This is a genomic window from Rohdeia mirabilis, from assembly GCA_007750655.1.
Taxonomy (GTDB): domain Bacteria; phylum Planctomycetota; class UBA1135; order UBA1135.
Window position 1 is genome coordinate 3,568,386 of sequence record CP036290.1, and the last position, 20,657, is coordinate 3,589,042.

At 72.0% G+C, this 20,657-nt stretch carries 18 protein-coding genes; 4 read left to right on the plus strand and 14 right to left on the minus strand.

Features of this window, described 5'->3' with window-relative positions:
- Window positions 1-104: 104 nt before the first annotated feature.
- From Pla163_RS13300 to Pla163_RS13310, 3 genes are all read right to left on the minus strand, one after another.
- Window positions 105-890 carry a hypothetical protein gene (locus Pla163_RS13300; protein ID WP_145189237.1) on the minus strand — a complete coding sequence of 262 codons (786 nt, stop codon included), beginning with the start codon at window positions 888-890 and terminating at the stop codon, window positions 105-107.
- On the minus strand, window positions 887-2,443 hold the full coding sequence (hutH, locus tag Pla163_RS13305) for a histidine ammonia-lyase (RefSeq protein ID WP_145189240.1): 1,557 nt from the start codon (window positions 2,441-2,443) through the stop codon (window positions 887-889). Before hutH ends, Pla163_RS13300 begins: the two co-directional genes overlap by 4 nt.
- 65 nt (window positions 2,444-2,508) lie before the next feature.
- Window positions 2,509-4,260 (minus strand): carboxypeptidase-like regulatory domain-containing protein, encoded by a 1,752-nt coding sequence (locus tag Pla163_RS13310; RefSeq protein ID WP_419185924.1) that lies wholly within the window; start codon window positions 4,258-4,260, stop codon window positions 2,509-2,511.
- Window positions 4,261-4,463: 203 nt separating this feature from the next.
- Between Pla163_RS13310 and Pla163_RS13315 the strand changes: the two genes are divergently transcribed.
- A complete protein-coding gene (locus Pla163_RS13315; protein ID WP_145189246.1) occupies window positions 4,464-5,795 on the plus strand; it encodes a lipopolysaccharide biosynthesis protein in 1,332 nt (443 codons plus the stop codon).
- A 91-nt stretch (window positions 5,796-5,886) separates the two neighbouring features.
- Here the strand turns inward: Pla163_RS13315 and Pla163_RS13320 are convergent, their stop codons facing one another.
- Window positions 5,887-6,813 carry a hypothetical protein gene (locus Pla163_RS13320; RefSeq protein ID WP_145189250.1) on the minus strand — a complete coding sequence of 309 codons (927 nt, stop codon included), beginning with the start codon at window positions 6,811-6,813 and terminating at the stop codon, window positions 5,887-5,889.
- A gap of 212 nt (window positions 6,814-7,025) precedes the next feature.
- On the opposite strand from Pla163_RS13320, the gene Pla163_RS13325 reads away from it, so the two are divergent.
- Window positions 7,026-8,195, plus strand: coding sequence for a glycosyltransferase family 4 protein (locus Pla163_RS13325; protein ID WP_145189255.1), 1,170 nt, complete (start codon window positions 7,026-7,028; stop codon window positions 8,193-8,195).
- A gap of 16 nt (window positions 8,196-8,211) precedes the next feature.
- On the opposite strand, the gene Pla163_RS13330 is transcribed toward Pla163_RS13325, so the two are convergent.
- The 10 genes from Pla163_RS13330 to Pla163_RS19085 all read right to left on the minus strand — a co-directional run bounded on the left by Pla163_RS13330 (window position 8,212) and on the right by Pla163_RS19085 (window position 18,087).
- A complete protein-coding gene (locus Pla163_RS13330; protein ID WP_145189258.1) occupies window positions 8,212-8,934 on the minus strand; it encodes an ion transporter in 723 nt (240 codons plus the stop codon).
- A gap of 232 nt (window positions 8,935-9,166) precedes the next feature.
- On the minus strand, window positions 9,167-10,045 hold the full coding sequence (locus Pla163_RS13335) for a nucleotidyl transferase AbiEii/AbiGii toxin family protein (RefSeq protein WP_145189261.1): 879 nt from the start codon (window positions 10,043-10,045) through the stop codon (window positions 9,167-9,169).
- Entirely contained in the window at window positions 10,042-10,650 is a 609-nt protein-coding gene (locus tag Pla163_RS13340; RefSeq protein ID WP_145189264.1) for a type IV toxin-antitoxin system AbiEi family antitoxin domain-containing protein, read from the minus strand. Before Pla163_RS13340 ends, Pla163_RS13335 begins: the two co-directional genes overlap by 4 nt.
- Before the next feature lie 199 nt (window positions 10,651-10,849).
- Window positions 10,850-11,182 (minus strand): hypothetical protein, encoded by a 333-nt coding sequence (locus Pla163_RS13345; RefSeq protein WP_145189267.1) that lies wholly within the window; start codon window positions 11,180-11,182, stop codon window positions 10,850-10,852.
- A 210-nt stretch (window positions 11,183-11,392) separates the two neighbouring features.
- A complete protein-coding gene (locus tag Pla163_RS13350) occupies window positions 11,393-12,631 on the minus strand; it encodes a formylglycine-generating enzyme family protein (RefSeq protein ID WP_145189270.1) in 1,239 nt (412 codons plus the stop codon).
- A gap of 389 nt (window positions 12,632-13,020) precedes the next feature.
- A complete protein-coding gene (locus Pla163_RS13355; protein WP_145189275.1) occupies window positions 13,021-13,782 on the minus strand; it encodes an MBL fold metallo-hydrolase in 762 nt (253 codons plus the stop codon).
- A gap of 3 nt (window positions 13,783-13,785) precedes the next feature.
- Window positions 13,786-16,284, minus strand: a complete 2,499-nt coding sequence (locus Pla163_RS13360) for a S9 family peptidase (RefSeq protein ID WP_145189278.1) — start codon at window positions 16,282-16,284, stop codon at window positions 13,786-13,788.
- A gap of 56 nt (window positions 16,285-16,340) precedes the next feature.
- The gene (locus Pla163_RS13365; RefSeq protein WP_145189281.1) at window positions 16,341-17,219 is read right to left on the minus strand and encodes an SDR family NAD(P)-dependent oxidoreductase; all 879 of its coding nucleotides are present in this window, start codon (window positions 17,217-17,219) and stop codon (window positions 16,341-16,343) included.
- Between the two features lie 41 nt (window positions 17,220-17,260).
- Window positions 17,261-17,716 (minus strand): arsenate reductase ArsC, encoded by a 456-nt coding sequence (locus Pla163_RS19080; RefSeq protein WP_419185925.1) that lies wholly within the window; start codon window positions 17,714-17,716, stop codon window positions 17,261-17,263.
- Complete coding sequence (locus Pla163_RS19085; protein WP_419185926.1) at window positions 17,713-18,087, minus strand: hypothetical protein; 375 nt, start codon at window positions 18,085-18,087, stop codon at window positions 17,713-17,715. The genes Pla163_RS19080 and Pla163_RS19085 overlap by 4 nt, the downstream gene beginning before the upstream one ends.
- Before the next feature lie 236 nt (window positions 18,088-18,323).
- Here Pla163_RS19085 and Pla163_RS13375 point away from each other — a divergent pair, with 236 nt between their 5' ends.
- Both Pla163_RS13375 and Pla163_RS13380 read left to right on the plus strand, forming a co-directional pair.
- Window positions 18,324-19,409 carry a glycosyltransferase gene (locus tag Pla163_RS13375; RefSeq protein ID WP_419185927.1) on the plus strand — a complete coding sequence of 362 codons (1,086 nt, stop codon included), beginning with the start codon at window positions 18,324-18,326 and terminating at the stop codon, window positions 19,407-19,409.
- Entirely contained in the window at window positions 19,406-20,584 is a 1,179-nt protein-coding gene (locus tag Pla163_RS13380; RefSeq protein ID WP_145189287.1) for a glycosyltransferase family 4 protein, read from the plus strand. The genes Pla163_RS13375 and Pla163_RS13380 overlap by 4 nt, the downstream gene beginning before the upstream one ends.
- The last annotated feature ends 73 nt before the right edge of the window (window positions 20,585-20,657 follow it).

Consider the following 20,657-nt stretch of genomic DNA (forward strand, 5'->3'; position numbering starts at 1 on the left):
CACCGCAAACCGTCCTTCACCCTGATCCGTCGAGGCGATCACGAACGCCCCACTCTCCTCGGGGCGAGGCTGGGTGGCGACGGTCCACTCCCGCCGGCAACCGCTCAGAACCAGAAGCTGAGGAGCACCGACCACTGGGCGTAGTCGGCGGACACCTCGCGATCGAACAGGAGCAGCTCGGTGCCCTCCACCAACCGCACGTCGAAGCCCAGGCCCCCGTTGCCCGCGAAGTCGATGTAGGCGCCCCAGTGCACGTACAGGCCCACGTCGGCGTCGCTGTCCTCCTCGAACGTGCCGACGGCTCGGACCTCCTCGACCTGGACGATCGCGCCGCCGAGTCCGCCGTAGACCACCACCGGTCCGTCGAAGGGCCGCACTTCCTTGCGTGCACCGAGCGAGATCTCGAACGACCGCGAGCCCGTCTCCCCCACTTCGAAGGTCTCCTCGTCGAAGTCGCGGAAGACCGGACCCCAGCGCGTCCAGGTCGCTTCGCTCGAACTGCCCCACAGGCCGAACTCCGCCGCGAGCCAGGCGTCGTAGGGGCGCCCGGCGAGCTCGAGCCCGAGGCCGAACTGCCCCTTGCCGCCCGACAGGTCGCCGTCCCGGAAATTGCGCTCGAAGAGCATGAACTGGCCCCACTCCTCCCAGCCGTCGTCGTAGCGCGACAGGCCGCGGTAGTAGTACGGCTCGCGCGGGATCTGCATCTGCGCCGCACTCGAAGCACGCGCGGCGGTCGGCGTCGGCGTGAGCGCGAACGGATCGGGTGCCGGCGGCCGCGGGTGCACGGCGCGCGGAGCGTTCGTCGAGACACAGGCGCCGAGCGCGAGGCTCGCGGCCGCGGCGAACACCGCGGCCGCGACCCGTCCGAACATCTCGGCGCGACGACTCACGACAACAGTGGTGCTCGCAGGGCCTTCTCGGTCGCGCGCACCAGTTCGCCGCTGCGCACCAGCCGTCGCGCCGCGGCGATGTCGCCCGCCATGTAGCGGTCGTCGCCCAGCGGCTTCACGACGGTGCGCAGCGCGTCGTGCACCGCCTGGGCGCCGCGACCGGCGCGCAGCTCGCCGTGGAACTCGCGCCCCTGGGCCGCACACAGCAACTCGATCGCCAGCACGTTCTCGACGTTGTCGAGGATCGCGCGCGCCTTGCGAGCCGCGATCGTCCCCATCGAGACGTGGTCCTCCTGGTTGGCGCTGGTGGGCACCGTGTCGACCGAGGCCGGGTGCGCCAAGGACTTGTTCTCGCTCGCGAGCGACGCCGCCGCCACCTGCGCGATCATCAGTCCGGAGTTGAGACCGGGTCGCGGCGTCAGGAAGGCCGGCAGGCGCGAGAGGTCGGGGTTCACCAACTGCTCGATGCGTCGCTCGGAGACGTTCGCGATCGTGCACAGCGCCGCGGCCAGGTAGTCCATCGGGATCGAGATCGGCTGTCCGTGGAACTGTCCGGCGCTGATGACCTCGTCCGTGTCCGGGAACAGGATCGGGTTGTCGGTGACGGCGTTGAGCTCGCCCGCGAAGACGGCCTCGACGTGTTCGAGCGCGGTCTTGAACGCGCCGTGCACCTGGGGCACGCACCGCAGGCAGTAGGGATCCTGGACGCGGTCGCAACCGGTGTGACTCGCCAGGACCTCGCTGTCCGCCAGCAGCGCGCGCACGTTGCTCGAGGTGCGCCCGTGACCGGCGTTGTTCTTGAGTTCGGCGAGGCGCGGATCGAACGGCTTGACGCTGCCGAAGAGGGCTTCGATCGAGAGCGCCGCGATCGCGTCCGCCGCCTTCGACAGGTTGCGCGCGCGCAGGAGCACCAACGCGCCGATGCCCTTCATGACCTCGGTGCCGTTGATGAGCGCGAGGCCTTCCTTCGCCGCGAGCTCGATCGGCGCCACGCCGACCTTCGCGAGCGCCGCTTTCGCCGAGGTCACCTTCCAACCGCCCTTGCCGTCGGGCAACGCCGCGCGCCCCACCCCCATCGTCGCGGCGCACAGGTGCGAGAGCGGAGCCAGATCGCCGGACGCGCCGACCGAACCCTGCTGCGGGACCTCGGGCGTGAAGCCCGCGTTGAACAGCTCGATCCAGGTGGCGAGCAGTTCGGGACGCACGCCCGAATGTCCGCGCGACAGACCATTGATGCGCAGCGCCATCACCGCGCGCACCTCTTCGAACGGCAGCGGATCGCCGACGCCACAGCAGTGCGACAGGACCAGGTTGCGCTGCAGAGCCGCGAGATCGGCGGTCTCGATCGCCACGTTCTTCAGGCGCCCGAAACCCGTCGTCAGGCCGTAGACCACCTCGCCCGAGTCGACGACGCGATCCACGAGGGCGCGCGCGCGGGCGACGGCCTTCTTCGCGTCGGCCGTGAGGGACAGGGAGAGCGGGCGATCGCTGCCTCCCAGCAGCGGGGCGAAGTCGTCGAGGACGAGCGACCGGCCGTCGAGTCGAAGTTTCATCGGGGAACCAGGGGGGTCGGTGCGCGAGCGCGCACGGGGCGCGGGATTCTACGCGCTGACCGAGCCTAGTCGCCCCCGCTCGGCCCGGGATAGGGCCGACCGAGCTTGCGCCACGTCTCCGCCGACTGACCCTCGATCGCCTCCTGGGGCAGGGTCCACATGTCGCGCGCCGAGTCGACGATGACGACCGACGGCTCCTTCGCGACGCGCTCGCCGTGCCACACGACCTCGAGTCGGTAGACGCCGGGCACGAGGCCTTCGATCTCGAGGTCCTGGGAAGCAGCGAGGACGAAGCCGTCGCGCGGCGCGCCGTTGACGACGACTTCGACCGGCAGCGCCTGCGTGCGCCCCGGAATGACCACCTCGAGGCGTGCGTCCTCGCGCTCGGTGGCGGCCAGACGCAGCTCGAGTTCCGCGTTGTCGTGCTCGGGTCCGACGACCATCGCGAGCGACTGCGAGCCGTCCTGCGAGGTGATCTCGAGCAGGCGGAAGGGCGAGACGTCGGACCAACTCGTGAGTCTGAAGCGACCGCTCGTGTCCGTCGTCACCACCTGTTCGACGGAAGGCATGAGCGGCAGGACGTGCTCGAGCCAGAGCTGATCGGACGTGGGGAACAGGCGTTGGCTCGCGCGCGCGACGTCGGCCGCCGACAGCCGCACGGTCGCTCCGGCCGCCGCCTCACCGCTGCTGTCGAACACGGCCCCGCTCACGACCGGTGCCGGTTCGAGTCGAATGACGGCCTCGGTCTCGTCGCCCGCGTTGAGCTGGACCTGCTTGTAGGCCGGCTGCGCCTCCGCGCCGGTGCGGAACGTGCGGATGTGGATCGCACCCTCGGGCAGGTCCTCGACCACGACGGGCGCGTCACCGGTCAGGAGGATGGGATTGACCGTGTGCCAGGGGAAGGCGCGCTCGCGGTTGCTGTTGGCCGGCATCAGGTACACGAGCGCCGGCTCCGGCCCGCCGATGTTCGGTCGCAGGATCAGCCGCAGCGAACACGGCCGGCGCAGCACGAACTGCAGCGCGCCCGCCTCGACCGTGTAGCCACCCGCCACGCCGAGCAACGTGCGGTAGTCGACGAAGCCTTCCTGCGAGATCTCGAGCAGACAGCGTCCGGCCGCGACCTCGGGAAAGAAGAAGGTGCCGTCCTCGCCCGTCTCGAGCACCTGTCCGTCGAGGCTGACGCGCGCGCCGACGACGCCATCGCCGTTCTCGCCGACCACGCGCCCCTGGACCGTACCGGGGCGACCGTAGCCGATGTTGAGCAGTTCGTCCTGACCCTCGCGCAGGCGCACCTCGCGCCGCGAACCGATGATGCCGGGGCCGGTGACCTCGACGATCGCCATCCCCGGAACGAGGTCGGTCGCACCGAAGCGGCCGCTCGCGTCGCAGAGGAGTTCGCGCCCCGCGTTCGGACCACCCGGGTCGAAACGGATCCGTGCGGGAACCGGGTCACCGGAGGCGTTCGCGATGCGCCCGCTCAGGCGCGCGTTGCGACCGGAGCCGAGCGGCGGACCGGCCGGGACCTCGGGCAGACTCAGATCCTCGACCAGGTCGAGTCGTACCTCGAGCGGCCAGATGACCGTGGTGTCGAGCGAGAGCGGAATCTCCGCCGTCCGCTCGGTCGGGACCTCCACCAGCTCCGTCCCGGTGTCCGTCGCGGTCGGCGGATCCACCCCTTCGGTCGCCTCCTCGTCGTCGATCACCGCGAGGGGCGGTTCGGCCGTGGGGTCCCACTGGGTCAGGGCGACCGTCGCCAGCGCACCGACGAGCAGCACGGCGACGGCGATGGCCAGTGAAGGAGTGGAAGGTTGAGCCACGATCGAGGGTCGGCGGTGTGCGGGAGGAACGGTCGGCGATCCGAGGAGCGTGGCGCGAGCCAGCTCGCGCGGACGGATCACGACGCGCGTGAATCGCTTCCGCTTCCATCGGACGACGGGCACCCGAACATAGTCCCGGCGTGCGGTCGGGTCCCCGCGCCGTCGCACGCACGGGCCCATGGGTCCCTATCCTGGCGGGCCCCATGCCCAGTCCCCCCACTCCACGGCCCGCGGACGAGTCCGACGAAGGCAACGCCCCTCCCAGGCGGCTGTGGGTCGCGACCGGCTGGCAACTCGCCGCGCGCCTGTGGTCCGCGGGCTGCACCCTGGCCCTGCTCGGATCGTTGGCGCGCGCGCTCGATCCAGCGACGTTCGGCCGCGTCGTCTTCTGGTTGGCGCTGTACCTGGCGGTCGAGAGCGCCGTCGACATGGGCACCGGCGCCGTGGCGCTGCGACGCGCGGCACAGGATCGCTGGGCCCTCCCGGGGCTGCTCGCCGTCGGCCGACGACTGCGCCTGCGCAACGCGAGCCTCGCCGTGGCGGGCTTCGCGAGCGTGCCGTGGATGCTGGGCGAACCCGACGCGGGCTGGATCGCGCTGGCGGCGCTGTACTACCTGACCTGGCCGCTCGAGCTGAGCCCGACCGTGCTCAAGCGCAGCCTCAGCTACGGCACGGTGAGCGCGGCGCGCGTGCTCGCGGCCACGCTGCGACTCGGAGGTGTTCTCGTGCTCCTCCACGGGTTCCACGTGGCGACCGCCGGCCCGTACCTGGTGGCGCTCACGTTCAGCGCCGCCGCCGCGAACGTGTGGGTGCACCGGCGCAGCCTGCCGCACCTGCCGCGCCCCACCATCGCCGTTCGCGCGCCGAGTGGCATGTTCGCCGAGGCCTGGCCGCTCGGACTCGCGGCACTGTGCCAGCAGTCCTACTTCCACGTGGACAACCTCTTCGTTCGCGCGTTCGGCGGCGACGTCGAGGTCGGTCGCTACGGCGCCTGCGTGCGGCTCATGGGCTTCTCGATCCTCGGCGCCCAGTACGTGGCCGGGAGCGCACTGCCGTGGCTCGCGCGCCGGCGCATGCACGGCGAACTCGGCCGCGCGGCGACGCGTCTGGTGATTCCGCTCACGCTGCTCTTCGCACCCGTTCTCGGCGCGGTCGCGGCCCACGGCGAGGAGGTGCTGGCGCTCGTCTACGGATCCGACTTCCGATCTTCGGCGCCGATCCTTCTGTGGCTGCTCGCCGCGAGCGCCGCGGTCTACGCGGGAGCGGTGCTGCACACGGCGCTGGTCGCCGGCGGTTCGACGCGCGCGGCCCTGTTCGTCGCGGCGAGTGCGCTGGTGCTGAACGTGGGGCTCAACGCCTGGGCGGTGCCGCGTCACGGAGCGGTGGGTGCGGCGGCCACGACCTGCGCCACCGAGCTGTGGGTGGCACTCGCGAGTCTCGCGATCCTCGCGCGCACCGACCCCAGCGCGCGCGACCGACGCGGCTGGATGCTCCTGCTGGCGCCGGTGCTGTTCTGGCTCGGGACGCGCCTGTGAGCGGCGCAGAGTCCAACGGTGCAGCGGCCCCGCCGCCCGGACGCCGACGGGCGCGGGTGGCGGGGCCGCTGCACAGCGCAGGTCGAGCGGTTCAGCGCCGACCGCGCGAGCGCCAGCCGTAGCCCAGGTGCGGACGCGCGTCCTCCATCTTGAGGCGCAGGTCGTCGGCCTTCATGTCGCCGAAGGCGCTGGGGCGCGGGGGAGCTTCGCCGGTGGTCCGGCTCGCCGGTTCGCTGCGGGGCGTCTCGGCCTGCTGTTCGACCGCGCGCGTCTCGGCCGCAGGTTCGTCGGGCAGTGCGTTGGCGGCGGCCAGCGCGCTCAACATGCCGCGCCGCTGCTCGATGCGCTCGAGCTCCTCCACGGTGGCCGTGGGACGACGCGACCGCGAACGTGTGTACTGCGAGCGCTCGAGCGCGGCCTCCGAACGGCGGCGCAGCGGGTGATCGTCGGGCAAGCCGTCGACGTAGCGACGTGCGAGCGGAGCTCCGGAGTCGATGTCCTCGAGGGCCTCGGCGAGAGCGTTCTCCGAACGGTCGAGCGCGTCGGCCAACTTGGCGAGGCGACGCTCGAGGAGTTCGATCCGAGCGTGCGGGTCGTCGGTGGCGCGGGCGGCCAGAGCGGCGTGGGTCTGCTCGAGCACGGCGTTGCGCGACTCCTCGCCGGACGTCCGGTCGCCGAGGACGCGGTCGACCGAGCGGGCGACCAGTTCGTTCAACTCGGTCAGCGTGAAACGGCGCAGCATGCGGACACCGCGTCGCCCGAGTTCCTCGGTCGTGGTGCGCTCGCCCAACTGGCGCACCTCCTTCGCGAGTGAGTTCGTCTCCGCCAGGGAATCCGGTCCCAGGTCGTGCTCGTCGTGCTGCATGTGTGTGGTCCCCTCTTCGGAGCCCGTCTCGTGGTCCGTCCAACAGCGCCGACCGGCGTCGTGCTTGGGACCGTCCTGTTGCTCGATCGGCTCCACCGAACGAAGTGCTCCGGTGCCGTCGAACATGACCCTGCGGAAGGCGCTGGTGCCCATAGTGGTGTGCCCTCGCGAGAGGGTCCTCGTGTGCGGAACGACCCCGGCGCACCCCTGCGCCGATCGGGGTCCGCTCCGCTGGAGCCCCGACGACGAAGGTTGACCCATCGGACGGCCCGCGGCGGCGGCGAGGTCCGCGCAGAGCGCAATTCGCGCGGAACACCCGACTTCGGGGCAGGAGAAGCCCGCGGGATGTGCGACAAACGGCGCCGATGAGCCCCGGAGGCCAGAGTGAGCGCCCGCGGGCGACGGTCGGGATCGACTACCGACCCGCCCTGCACAACCGCGAGGGCATCGGCCGCGTCGCGCGCGAGCTGGTCCGGGCCCTGGGCGAGTTGGGCGACGAGGCCCCTCGGCTGGCGCTCTTCGGCGGTTCGCTGCGACCGCCGCGCGTGGGGCCGGACGAGCTGGGGCTGCCCACGGGCGCGCGGCTCGTCGCGCCGCGGCTGCCGGCCCGCCTCACGGGTCCACTGCTGCGCCTGTGCGGGGGCGCCGACCGCGTCCTCGGAGCCGACCTCGTACACCTGACCCAACTGCGTCCCCTGCCCGCGCGGCGCGCTCCGACGTGCCAGATGGTCTTCGACGTGCTGTACGCGGACGGCGGGCACGGTTGGCTCGATCCGCAGGTGGCGCGCCAGATGGAGGCGCGGCTGCGAGCGTCGTTGCCGCGCCTCGAGCGGGTGCAGGTCACGAGCGGTTGGGTGCGCGACGAGCTCGTGCGGCGCGGCTGGTTCGACGCCGAGCGCATCGATCTGGTGCCCCTGGGCGGCGACCACGTGGCGCGTCCGCTCGCGGGTGGCGGCGCGGACGCGGACGCCGCTCGGCTGCCGACCGAACCGTTCCTGTTGACCGTCTCGCGCCTCGATCCGCGCAAGGGCCACGACCTCGCGCTGCGGGCGTTCGAGCGACTGGTCGCGCGCGGCTTCGACGGGCGTTGGATCGTCGCCGGTCCGCCCGGGTACCGCGCGGACGAGCTGTGGAGCGCGATCCGAGCGTCACCGGTCGCGGAACGCGTCGAGTGGCGGCGCTCGGTGGACGAACACGAGCTGCGCGCGCTGTACGAAGGCTGCCTCGCGTTCGTGTTCCCGAGCCGCGCGGAGGGCTTCGGCCTGCCGCCGATCGAAGCCATGTGGGCCGGGGCGCCCGTGGTCTCGAGCCGCGCGACGTGCTTGGCCGAGGTCGTCGGCACCGGTGCCGACACGTTCGATCCCGAGGCCGCGGACGGCGTCGACGAACTCGTCGACCACCTGGAACGCGTGGTCTCGGACGCGAGCTGGCGCGCGGCGTTGGTCGAGCGCGGGCGCGCCTGGCGCGAGCGGTACAGCTGGACCGCCTGCGCGCGCGCGTCGATCGCCAGTTGGAACGCGGCGCTCGCGCGCTGAGGGCGCGCGAACAGCGCTACAAGCGCCGCGCGATGTCGTCCAGCACGCGCCGCACATCGCGAACCTCGCGGCGCAGGCGAGCCAATTCCTGGTCCTGCTCCTGCTCCGCGGGCTGCAGGAACCACGCGGCCACGAAGGCGGTGAACGTGCCGAACAGGCCCACGCCGCAGCACATCATCACGCTCGCGATGATTCGACCGGGGTCGGTCAGTGGCGCCACGTCGCCGTAGCCGACGGTCGTGATCGTCACGAGCGCCCACCACAGGGCGTCCTCCGCGCGCACGAGGTCGGGGTTGACGCCGGACTCGAACTCGAGCACGAGCACCGCGCCGACCGACATGACGACGACGCTGACCAGGCCGGCGGCGAGGAACGAGCTGTGCGCGCGGCGCTGCACCGCGACCTCGTTCATGATCCGTCGCCCGCGCAGCTCGCTGAGCAGGCGGAAGATGAACACGACGCGCGCGATGCGCCCCCACCGCAGCCAGTGCCAGAATGGGATCGACGAGATCAGGTCGATCCAGCCCCACTTCTTCAAGTACGCCCAGCGGTCGGGCGCGCGGCTCAGCGAGATGCAGAAGTCGCCGAAGAAGACCGCGCAGAGGACGTAGTCCATCTGGTCGAACACGCGCACCTGCTCGGCGCTGAACTCGTGCAGCAGCTCCGCCAGCGGAACCCCCACCGCGTACACGGAGAGGGCCAGCATGAACAGGTGGTAGGGGCTGATGGCGCGGCGCATGGGGCGGAGCGTCAACCTAGCCTCTGCACGCGGCTCCCCGGTATCACGTCCTCGCCGCCGTCCGACCAACGCACCCAGCACTTCGTTCCGGGTCGGTCGGAGTCGGTGTGCGGCACCGCATGTCCCGCCTGTGCCGTACGCGGTGCGACGACGGCGGGTCGGACTCCCGACCCCGAAGCCGAGGGATCGATCGAAGCGCTGATCGACACCTCGACGGGATGCTCGGGGCCCTTCAGCGCTCCCGCATCATCCGAGCCGCCGCGCCCAGGGGACCGACGAGGAATCCGCGCAGGTCCCGGACCACGACGCGCAGATCGGGCGCCTCGAGGCGGCTGCGGTCGAGGAACGCTCGCCACATCGCGCGCTTCGACGGTTCGTCCGCGAACGTGTCGGTCAAACCGCTCGGCACTCCATCGGGGAGCCGGGTCGAGCGTCGCACGAACGTCGCCGCAACGGCCCGCGCGAGTCGCTCGAGATCGATCGCGCCCTCCTTGGCGAGGGCGAAGAGGTCGAAGTAGTCCTTCATGCGCGTGTTCGCCGCGCCGAGGTGCACGATCGCATGCAGCTTCTCCGCCACCACCGACTCACGCGGGTACGCATACAAGCGCGGCGCCGGCAGCTCGAGGATGGTCGGATAGTCGAGCCGATCGGGCTCCGGCGTCACGACGTCGCCGATCCCCACATCGATCTGGAGCCGGAGTCGAGCGTTCCCCAACCGCCCGTCGAGCGTGATGCGACGCCCACCGTAGGAGTTCTGCTCGCGAATCCCCGCAAGAGCGACGCTGTCCGGATCGAGCGTGACGCCGTCCGGTTCGACTTCGGCCTCGCAGATATCGCGGACCAGCAGCCCGAGCGCTTCGTCCGACAGATCGCCGATCCCGAGCAGGTCGGCGTCGCGTGTGGGCCTCAGCGTCTCGCCGAGCCGAGCGAGCATCAACAGCCCGCCCTTCAACACGAACCGCTCGCTGTGCGGCGAGCGCGACAGCCGGTAGAGGAAGCGCTCGATCCCGTAGCGAACGATCAACTGGTTCGGATCGACGCCGAGCTCCTGCGCGCGGCGCACGAGCCTCACGTGCACGGAACGGGCGATCCCGTCGTCCGGGCGACTCATGACACCAGCGCTTCGACGTAGGGACGCATGACGCGCTGGACTCGACAGATCGCGGCGAATCGATCGAGTTCGTCCAGGGTGAAACGCTTGGCACTCCAGCCCTCGCGGAGGGCTTCGAGCGCCACGTCGAGTCCCACGCGGCTGCGGTACTTGAAGCAGTCCGCCACCGTCTTCGCGACGCCGTACACGCGCACGTCTCTGCCCTCGACGGGGTGCATCTCGATCCCTGCCGTGAGGGCCGCGCCAGACGCTCGCACGATGCGAAGCGGTGGCTGCCGCAGAGCCGGCCGACGCGCGCGTCGATCGACGGTCAGCCACACTTCACAGGGGAGCTGGGTCCCGACGCCGTGGAACTCGAGGGCCGAGAGCAGGCAGACGACGCCGTGTGGAACGGCCGCGGCTACGACGGCGAGTCCGTGGTGCTCGGACGGCGCGTCCCCGGGCAGCCTGTAGAGGCCGCGAGCGACGCGCTCGAGGTCGCCACTCGCGACGAGCCGAGTCAGGACGTGGCTGTGGACTCCCGCAGCAGCCGCTTCTCGCGCCGTCACGCCTTGGCGACGACGGGCGAGGCGGAGGACGCGGGCACGGTCCGACGCGGGGGGCATGTGGGAAAGCGTAGGTCGATATTCAGAACTGTCAACGCTTTCCCACACCGGGCGTACGGAGGTGACTCGCCTTCGCCGCTCGACCGAGGGAAGGCGCCGCCCGACGATCCGATCGCGCGGCAGACATGCGGTGTCGCCCACCGCACCAACTGGTCCACGAACCGCCCCCCGCTCCCAGGGAGTGGGAACGCCAGCGGGCCTAGAGCGGGACCGACTCGCTGTCGGCGAGCTGCTTGCGCAGCTCGCGCAGCTTGCTGAAGCGCTCGAACTGCGGCGCGGTCAGCACCTCGCGGTAGTCGATGCGCGCCTTGCCCGAGGCGTTGCCGGCCGAGCCCGATCGCGCGCCGCCACCGGGCGCGGACGCGGGCGCGCCGACGAGGTACTCCACGCAGAAGGACCAGAACTGCCGGCCTTCGTGGACCACCGCGGTCTTGTCGACGCTGAGGACGCGGTGCGAGCGCAGGAACGCGTTGACCTGCTCGAGCGCCGCCTCGTCGCCCACCATGGGCACCGCGAAGACCTGGAGTTGCATGGCGTGTCTCTTCGGATGGTTCGTGGGGGTTCGAGCAGGGCGATGCGGCTTCGAACAGGAGCGGGCCCGGCGTCGCTCCGCGACGCCGGGCCGAGGACCCGTGGGCTCGCACCGCTGCGCAGCACCGCGCGCTCCGGCATCTTCGGCGTCGCTCCGCTCCCGCCTCCGTGCCTCCGCTCGCGGTGCTGCTCCGCTCTGCTGGGGCTCGAACTAGGGGACGAGAACTGGGGCGAGAACAACCCGGAACCCGACGTCGAAGCCCGGGAAGCCGGGGCCGGTGCCGTCCCGGTCGGCGGAGCGGCAGTTGCCGGAGGTGCCGTTCCAGCTGCCGCCCCGGTAGACCCGGAGGGAGCCGCCAGTGACGAAGGGGTCCGTCACAGGTCCAGCAGGATACGACGCGAAGCTGTCGAGGCACCACTCCCACACGTTGCCCTGCATGTCGAAGAGTCCCCAAGCGTTCGGCGCATAGCTCCCCACGTCGACCGTGCCGGGGGGGTTGCCGCAGGAGGAGAAGTTCCCCGTCGGGTGGTACGTCGCGTCGAACCGCGCGTCCGAGCAGAACAGCTCGTCCCCCACGTTGAACTCCGTCGTCGTTCCCGCGCGGCACGCGTACTCCCACTCTGCCTCCGTCGGCAGCCGGTACTCGTACCCCGCCGGCACGTTTCCCAGCGCCGACTCCTGCGCCGTCAGCGCCTGGCAGTACGCCACCGCGTCGAACCACGTCACACGCTCCACCGGACGGTTTGCGCCCAGGTAGAAGGCGGGGTTCGACCCCATCAACGCCTCGTACTCGGCTTGGGTCACTTCGTGCTGCCCCATCCAGAACGGCTGGCTGATCGTCACGCTGTGCACCGGCTGTTCGACCGAAGAGCCGAAGTACGGTGCGCCCGAAGGCGCGTTCGAGCCCATGTCGAACGTCCCCGGCGCAATCGGGACCATACCAGGCACGAACTGACTCACGCTCGAGACCAGCATCCCCTGACTCACACCCGCGATGCGCGTCGTGAAGTCGGCGTCGATGTTCAGCGCTTGGAGGTAGAGCTGCCCCGTGTCGAAGCCCGGGAAGTTCTTCGACCACAGCCCTCCGTTCGCGTTCGGGTCGAAGGTGTACGGCAGGAACTGGTAGCTCGGGTCGATCGCCAGTTCACATCCACCCCACAGCGGGTCGGCGAAGAACGCGCCCAGGTCGAGCGGGAGCGGGACGCCGCCCAGCGCCGACGCGCTCGTGTTCGAGAAGCCCACCAGCAGGTAGCCGAGGCCCAGGCCGCCGGGAGCGGTCACTTCGAGCGTCCACGGCTGGCCGGACTGGACCGGGCCGATGATGGAGAGCTCCGGCGTCACGCCGGACGCGCCGGCGCAGCTCGTGCCGAAGGAGGTCTGGGCCTGGGCGGGGAGGGTCGGAAGGGCGAGGGCGGCAAGAGCCACGAGCAGGAGGCTGGGGGGTCGCATGGCAGGTCAGGCGTGGTGAGACGGTCGGGACGCGCAGGCCGAGGGAGAGGCGTCCGAGGTGCAGTGAACGGGTCAAGGCTACCCCCCCCCCGAAGAATCGGGCAAGCCACCCTGCGGTACCGGTACGGCGTCAGACCCCGGTCCGTCGATCGACCGACAAGAAGCGCCCGACGACGAGCGCGAGCCCAGACCCGCCACACCCGGCCCGCCCCCGTCCCCTACTCGCCGTCCGAGGAGCGGCGCACCCCGTCGCGGGCACCTCGGCCGAACTGCGCCCTCGACGCCCTCGCGTGGTGCCACGGGAGTGGATTCCGCACTCTTGTCGGGCACTCTTGGTCCGTCCATCGACGGATTGGTGTCCGACTCCGCACGGGACGGATCCGTGAGGATCAGCCGCGCACGACGCGGCTGCCCGGAATCACGTCCTCGCCGCCGTCCGACCAACGCACCCAGCACTTCGTGCCGCCGTCGTAGTCGCGCGCTTCGAGCAACAACGTGGCGGCGTGGTCGCCGACGCGGACGCGTTCGTGCCCGAGCTCGCGCTCGCCGCGCCAGGCCCGTACGAAGGGGTTGGTGTCCAGCTCGGCGCCGATCGTCGTCGGGTCGGTGTGGCCGGGGCGCACGGTCCACTCGCGCGGCAGGGCGAGCAGGACGTCGAGGATCGAGTGGCGCAGGTCGTCGACGGTCGTGTGACCGGGCGCGCGCGTGCCGCCGACGCTGCCCTTGAAGAGCGTGTCGCCGCTGAACAGCTCGCTCGTGCCGTCGTGCGTGACGACGAAGGCGAGCTGGCCGTCGGTGTGACCGGGCACGTGCAGGCAGGCGATCGCGAGCTCCCCCACCTCGAACGCCTCGCCGCCCTCGAGCGCGCGCGTCACCTGACCCGGTCCGCCGCCGACGCGCGCGGCCTCGAGCGGGTGCGCGGCGACCTCACAGCCGAACGCCTCGACCCAGGCCGCCGTGTTCTCCACGTGGTCCCAGTGGTGGTGCGTGAGCAGCACGAGTTCGACCGTCGCGTCGAGCTCCCGCGCCTTCGCGAGCAGCGGCTCGGCCGGGCCGCCGGTGTCGATCACGACCGCGGCGCCGCCCGGCCGGTCCACGACCAGGTAGCTGTTCGACACGGCGCGCGCGTGCATGGAGCGTTCGACGATCACGGCTCAGTCCTCCGTGGCGGCGCGCGCGCCGATCGGCTCGACGAGCCAGGTGTCGAACAGCTTCCAGATCCGCCGGTACTCGTCGAGCCAACTGGACGGCCAGCGGAACGCGTGGCTCTCCGCCGGATAGAGCATCACCTCGAAGTCCTGCACGCCGAGCTCGATCAGGCGCTGCGACAGACGCACGGAGTCCTTCGCGAGCACGTTCGAGTCGACCAGTCCGTGGCACACGAGCAACGGGTCCTCGAGGCCTTCCGCGAACTCGATCGGCGACGAACGGCGGTACGCCTCGGGGTCGAGATCGGGCGTGTGCAGGATGCGCGCCGTGTACGGATCGTTGTAGTGCGCCCAGTCGGTGACCGGCCGCAACGCCGCACCGCAGGCGAAGACCTCGGGCGCCTTGAACAGCGCCATCAGCGTCATGAAGCCGCCGTACGAGCCGCCGTAGAGGCCGATGCGTTCGGGGTCCACGTCGAGGTCCTGTGCCAACCACCGCGCGCCGTCGACCAGGTCCTCGAGCTCGGGCTCGCCCATGTGCCGCCAGATCGCCGTGCGCCAGTCGCGGCCGTAGCCCGCCGACGCGCGGTAGTCCATGTCGAGCACGACGAAGCCCTGCTGGACGAGGAAGCTGTGGAACATGAACTCGCGCTGGTACGTGCTCCAACCGCGGTGCGCGTTCTGTAGATAGCCTGCGCCGTGCACGAACAGCACGGCGGGCCGCGGTCCCGTTGGCGTGCCGGCCGGTCGGTACAGCCGCGCCGGGATCGCGCGACCTTCGCGCCCCGGGACCAGGACGTACTCGGGCTCGATCCACGGGCGCGCGGCCCAGGCCGGTTCGATCGTGTGGGTCAGGCGCTTCGGTTCGGCGCCCGTGCGCGCGTCGACGAGGTACAGCTCCGGCGGTTCGAGCGCGCGCGAGACCGTGCACAACAGGCGCTCGCCGCCCGGCGACAGCACGAAACGCGTCACGCCTTCGAAATGGGTCAGACGCTCGGCCGCGCGCCCGTCGAGGAACACGCGGTGGACCTCGAGAACGCCGTGATCGCTGCGATTGCCGACGCAGAACAGGCACGAGCCGTCGGGCGCGGCGACGACGTTGTCGGTCTCCCACCGCCCGCTGGTCAGTGCGCGCGTCGTGCCGGTGTCCGCGTCGTACAGGTGGATGTGGCTCCAACCCGACTCCTCGCTCTGGAACCACAGCTGCGACGTGCCGGGCACCCAGCCCATCTCGTTGAAGCTCCCGATCCAGGCCTCGTCGCTGAGTCGGTGGATCTCGTGCAGCGTGGCGTCCTCGGCGTCGAGCAGACACGTCCAGCGGTCCTTGTCGTCGATCGAGTAGACCTGCAGCGCGAGGAGACGCCCGTCCGGCGACCAGTCGAAGAGACGCGCGCGCACCTCGCGCGGTCCTTCGAGCGGATCGGTGGCGCGCAGGAACGCGAGCGGATCGGTGTCCTGCCCCGACAGCCCGTCGAGCGGAACCTCGACGCGCCCGCCGGTCTCGAGGTCGAACCACTCGAGGCGATGGCCGATGCGCGCGGCCTCGCCGGCGTGCGGACGGACGCGCTCGACGTCGATGTCGGCGTCCTCGGTGATCCACACCGGCATCTGGTCGCGCGCGCCGTCGCCCTGGCCCTGCGGCTCGACGATCGCCACCAGGTAGCGTCCGGTCGGGTCGAGTTCGTCGCGCCAGATCGTGTTGCCCGCGCCGACGTACAAGGGAGCGAGCACGCGCGTCGGGTCGAGGTCGCGGCGACGCTCGTCCACCTCGCGCCGTTCGCGCGCGCGCCGTTCCTCCTCGCTGATCACGTCGAACAGGCGCTGCTGGGACTCGGCGCGAAAGCCGGTCGGACCGTCGCTCTCGTCCGGCGGCTCGTCGCTCGTCTCGAAGCGGGCCAGTTCGAACGCGTCGCTCGCTCCGTCGAGTTCGAGGCTCCACCAGGAACCGCCGCGTTCGAAGAAGACGTGCTCGCCGTCCAGCGACCAGCGCACCGACGAAACGGACGCACGCCCGCGCGTCAGCTGGCGCGGTCCGCCGGCGTCCCACAGGAACAGGTTGCCGGCGTGGACGCCGAGTGCGCGGTCGCCCGTCGCGCCCGGCTCGTGGATCCACCCTCCGGCCGCCAGCGGGCCGCGCGCGTCGTCGGCGACGATCGTCGTCACGCCGCTCGCGAGGTCGATCCGATGGCGATCGGTGACCGCGCTGTTCGGTCGCACGCGGTCGTAGAGCACCCGCTCACCGTCGACCGACCAGACGGCAGCCGTGGGAGAACGCGCCACCCATTGCTGGTCGGCGAAGATCTCCTCGAGCGTCAGCGCACCGCTCGCGGCACCGTCGACGGCAGCCGCGCGCACCGGTCCGAGCGGCGCGCCGAACGGGCCGGGACCGTTCGACCCGCCGCCGGTCGCGGCACAGCCGGACGCGACCGCTGCGAGGAGGACGAGGAGGACGGGCACCCGCGCCGGGCGCGGACGGATGGTGGCGTTCGTCGACTTGGCTCGCATGGGAGCGTCAGAGCCTAGCGGCCCACGCGTCCGGACACGACTGGCTCGGGGTCCGGTCAGACGTCGCGCGCGCGCTCGGCGTCGATCGAGCTCGGGTCGAACAGAAGGCGCCCTTCCATCCCCCCCGCGACCGTCACCGTCTGTCCGGTCACGTGCGACGCGAGCGCCGGCGAGGCCAACGTCAGCGCCACCGTCGCGATCTGGTGCGGGGACGCCACGCGCCGCAGCGGTGTGGTGCACAGGGCGCGCTGCACCGCGGCGCCGTCGGCCAGGGCGCCGGCGGCCATCTCGGTCGCCGTCCACCCCGGCTCGAGCAGGTTGATGCGCGCACCGGGATCGAGCGCGACCCACTCGTTCTTGAGCGACAGCACGAGGCCCGTGAGCCCGGCCTTCGAGAGCGCGTAGTCCGCGTGTCCCGCTTCGCCGAAGCGCCCGGCGGTCGAGCCGATCGCGACCGCGGAGGCGCCGCCGGCCGCGGGGTCGGCGGCGTCGCGCGGCCCGGTCTCGGCCAGGGCCGCCGCGAACGCGCGCAGTGTCAGCGCTGCACCGGTCAAGTTCACCGCGATCGTGTGCTCGAGGCGCGCGGGGTCCAGGCGCGCGAGCGGCACGTCCGCTTCCGGCCACACGCCCGCGTTCACGATCACGTGGTCGAGTCGGCCGAAGCGTTCGAGCGCGCGCGCGGCCGTCGCGTCGCAGCTCGCGGCGCGGCGCACGTCGAGTTCGGTCACGAGCACCTCGTCCGGACCGAGCTCGCGCCCGACCTCCGACGCGAGCTCGTGCGCGACGAAGTGCTCGAGCTGCGCGCGTCGCGTCCCCGCGGACAGGACCAGTCGCGCGCCCTCACGAGCGAAGGCGACGGCGCACGCGCGACCGATGCCACCCGACGCGCCGGTGATCCAGACGCTGCGACCCGCCAGTCCGGTGTGAAGTGCCATGTCAGCCGCGGCCCCGTGCCGTCGTCACGAACGCCACCGGCTCAACGCCCCGCACCGAGCGGCGGCGCTCCGGCGGCGAGCCACTCCTCGAGACGCTCGCGGATCTCGTCGCGCGTGCCGCGGTAGGCGCGCAGCACCGTGTTCTCGTCGCCGCGGACCGCATAGGGATCGGGGATCGGCCAGCGCAACACGTGCGTCGCGCTCGGGATCGGCGGCGCTTCTTCGAGCGCACTGTTCGAGAGCGCGATCAACACGTCGGGCGGTGGATCGAGCTCGGCATGGACGTAGCTCGAGGTCTGGGCCGAGATGTCGACACCGGCCTCGCGCATGACCTGGATCGACAGGGCCTGCACGCCGATCGGGTGCACGCCGCCCGACGAGACCTCGAAACGCTCGCCTGCGAGGTGGCGCAACCAGCCCTCGCCGATCGGGCTGCGGCAGGCGTTGCCGATGCAGAGGAAGACGACGCGCGGCTTGCGAAGGGGCGCGTCGCTCACGCGTCCGCTCCCAGTCGCCCGGCGCGTTCGGCCAGGAGGCTGGCGGTCTGGACCAAGACGATCACCGGACGCGTGAGGTTCTGCATCTCCTCGGTCCTGCCGGTCGCGTTGGCCCGCTCCAGTTCGCCGCGCAACTCCTCGACGAGCCGCAGCGCCGCGTCGATCTCGAGCGCGAGCGCGTCGCGCTCCGCACTTTCCGGCGCGTCCTCGAGCAGTCGCGTGGCGAGGCCGAGCTCGTCGCTCGCGCCGTCGACGAGCGCCTCGAAGTTGGTCGTGGCGTACTCGACGCGATCGTTCTCCGTGGTCGTGCGACAGGCGGGCAGGAACACGAGGAGAGCGGCGACGGCCAGCAGCGAGGCGAATGTGCGCATGGACGGGAGCGGACGGGAGCGGAAGAGAACGGGAGCGGGCGTGCGACCTGTCGACTCGTCGACGGACGAGAGGCCCGTGGCGGACGGCGAGACTAGCACCGCGCGCCGCCCGGGCACGGTTCGAGGTGCCGTGGGGCCCCGGTGGCGGTCCGGCGCCTTCCACGGGGCGGACCGCGGTCGTCGCCGCTTGCCCGACGCGCGCGCGGCGCGGACACTCCTCGCCGTCCTGCCCCACGATGTCCGACACAGCACGCCCCCACCCCATCCACCGCGTCGGTTTCGATCTCTCGCCGCTCGCGCTGGCCGCGTCGCCGGGGGTGCGGCGCGCGGCGCTCGAGCTGTGGCGCGCGCTCGGCTCGCGCGCCGCGACGCGGGACGGCCTCTGCTTCGTGCCGCTCGGAGCGCGCCGAGACGACCACCCGACCGTTTGGCGTCAGTGGACGCTGCCGGGGACGGTGCGGCGGCTGGGTCTCGACGGCGTGCACACGACCGTGTCCGCCCTGCCGCTGCGCGCGCGCGTGCCGCTGGTCCAGACGGTGCACGAGGTGCCGTGGCGAACGCGGTCGAACGCGGACGCGGACTCGAACGAGAACACCGATCGTCGCCATCGCTACTGGGCGCGGACGCGACGCGCGCGCGCCACCGTCGTTCCGAGCGAGCGCACGGCCGCCGCGCTGCGCGCCGAGCGCGGAGCGAACGCCCCCGGGATCGAAGTGGTGCCGTGGGGCGTCGGCGCGCCGTTCACGACGGTCGCGCTCGCGCCCCGTCCCACGCAGCCCCCCTACTTCCTCGTCGTCGGCGGCACGCGGCCCAAGAAGCGGCTCGATCGCGCGCTCGCGGCCCTGGCCCGTTGCGAGGCGGCGCGGCGCCACGAGTTGGTCGTCACCGGCGCGCTCGACGACGCGGCGCGCGCCTACGTCGAGCGCTGCCTGAGCGGCGCCCGCGACTTCGGCTCCGCAGCACGACTGCGCCCCGTCGGACACGTGGACGATCGCGCGCTGGCCGAACTGATGGCCGGTGCCGATGCGACGCTCGGGGTCAGCGACAGCGAAGGGTTCGGGCTGGGGGCGCTCGAGTCGGCTGCGACCGGCACGCCCAGCGTCGTCGCGGCGAACAGCGCCGAGGCCGAGGCCGCCGGTCCGGACGCGCTGTGTTTCGATCCGGCCTTGGCGGACCTCGCGGGCGCCATCGCGGCCGCGCTCGACCGCGCCGTCGAGCTGGCGCCGAACGCCCGCGCGGACCTGGCGCGCGCGGCGCGGGCACGGACCTGGGACCGGGCGGCCGAACGCGTCGCGGCGATCTGGTGCACACTCCTGCGATGAAGCGGTCGGACACGCAGCCGGGGCCGGCAACCGCTGGAGCGGTCGAACGCCGCGTGCGCATCCGCACCGGCCCCGAACCGCGCGTCCTCCTGCTCGGGCACGTGCTGGATCAAGGACGCTCGGGCGTCGGACGCTGGGCCGAGCAGATGCTGCCGCGCCTGGCCGCCGAACTGGCCGCGCGCGGTGGACGACTCGCGGTCACGACGCCGCCGGGCGCGACTTCGAGTCTCGTTCCCGACGGCGCCGACGCGATCGAGCTGGACGTGCCCAGCGGTCCGCCGTTCGTGCGCTGGCAGCGCGAGGGACCGGCGGTGCGGCGCTGCCTCGACGCGGCGCGCGCGGCCGGTCGCCCGTTCGACTGGGTCCACACCGCGCACCTGCCGTTGCCGCGCCGCTTGCCGCGCGACCTCGTGCGCGTGAGTTGGCTCGTGCACGACCTGCGTCAGTTGACCGCGTCGCTCGTCGGCACCGGCCGGCGTCTGATCGCACCGACCTTGTACCGCGCCGCCGCGCGCCGCGCGGATCTCGTGTGCACGGTCAGTGAACACGTGGCGGAGCTCCTGCGCGAGCGGTTCGGTTCGCACCTCGCGGACGGTGCGCCGCTGGTCGTGCACAACGGTGCGGACCACCTGCCGCTGCATCCGCGTTCCGACCGCGCCGACGACGGGTTCGGCCCGTTCCTACTGGGCATCGGTCACCTCGAACGGCGCAAGAACGTCGCGGTCGTCCTGGACGCTCTGGCGCTCGAGCCGACGCTTCCGGACCTGGTCTGGATCGGTCGCGGTCCCGAGCGCGCGCGACTCGAACGCCTGGCCCGCGAACTCGGCGTGGCGCAGCGCGTGACGTTCCTCGACGGCGCGGACGACGAGGACTTGGCGCGTTCCTACTCCCGCGCGGCCTGCGTGGTGCTGCCGTCGCTGCTCGAGGGCTTCGGACTCGTGGCCGCCGAAGCGCTGCGAGCGGGAGTTCCGCTCGTGCACGCGCGCGCCGGCGCTCTGCCCGAGGTGGCCGGTGGACACGGCTACCCGTTCGAGGCCACCGATCCCCACGATCTGGTCCGCACGCTGAGCGACGCGCTGGACTGTGGCGCGCCCGAGGCAGGCCGCACGCACGCGGCGCGCTTCACCTGGGACCGAGCGGCGCGCGCGCTCGCGGACGCCTGGTGCCGGGCGTAGATTGTCGGTACGGCGTCAGGCACGAATCTGCCACCTGCCGCCGAAGACGCTGCGATTCGCAGGGTCCCGGCGC

Excerpts from the sequence above, each read along its gene's own strand:
- hutH (WP_145189240.1), bottom strand. The coding sequence starts at position 2,443 with ATGAAACTTCGACTCGACGGCCGGTCGCTCGTCCTCGACGACTTCGCC.
- Pla163_RS13315 (WP_145189246.1), top strand. The coding sequence starts at position 4,464 with ATGCCCAGTCCCCCCACTCCACGGCCCGCGGACGAGTCCGACGAAGGC.
- Pla163_RS13320 (WP_145189250.1), bottom strand. The coding sequence starts at position 6,813 with ATGGGCACCAGCGCCTTCCGCAGGGTCATGTTCGACGGCACCGGAGCA.
- Pla163_RS13325 (WP_145189255.1), top strand. The coding sequence starts at position 7,026 with ATGAGCCCCGGAGGCCAGAGTGAGCGCCCGCGGGCGACGGTCGGGATC.
- Pla163_RS13330 (WP_145189258.1), bottom strand. The coding sequence starts at position 8,934 with ATGCGCCGCGCCATCAGCCCCTACCACCTGTTCATGCTGGCCCTCTCC.
- Pla163_RS13335 (WP_145189261.1), bottom strand. The coding sequence starts at position 10,045 with ATGAGTCGCCCGGACGACGGGATCGCCCGTTCCGTGCACGTGAGGCTC.
- Pla163_RS13340 (WP_145189264.1), bottom strand. The coding sequence starts at position 10,650 with ATGCCCCCCGCGTCGGACCGTGCCCGCGTCCTCCGCCTCGCCCGTCGT.
- Pla163_RS13345 (WP_145189267.1), bottom strand. The coding sequence starts at position 11,182 with ATGCAACTCCAGGTCTTCGCGGTGCCCATGGTGGGCGACGAGGCGGCG.
- Pla163_RS13350 (WP_145189270.1), bottom strand. The coding sequence starts at position 12,631 with ATGCGACCCCCCAGCCTCCTGCTCGTGGCTCTTGCCGCCCTCGCCCTT.
- Pla163_RS13360 (WP_145189278.1), bottom strand. The coding sequence starts at position 16,284 with ATGCGAGCCAAGTCGACGAACGCCACCATCCGTCCGCGCCCGGCGCGG.
- Pla163_RS13365 (WP_145189281.1), bottom strand. The coding sequence starts at position 17,219 with ATGGCACTTCACACCGGACTGGCGGGTCGCAGCGTCTGGATCACCGGC.
- Pla163_RS19085 (WP_419185926.1), bottom strand. The coding sequence starts at position 18,087 with ATGCGCACATTCGCCTCGCTGCTGGCCGTCGCCGCTCTCCTCGTGTTC.
- Pla163_RS13375 (WP_419185927.1), top strand. The coding sequence starts at position 18,324 with ATGTCCGACACAGCACGCCCCCACCCCATCCACCGCGTCGGTTTCGAT.
- Pla163_RS13380 (WP_145189287.1), top strand. The coding sequence starts at position 19,406 with ATGAAGCGGTCGGACACGCAGCCGGGGCCGGCAACCGCTGGAGCGGTC.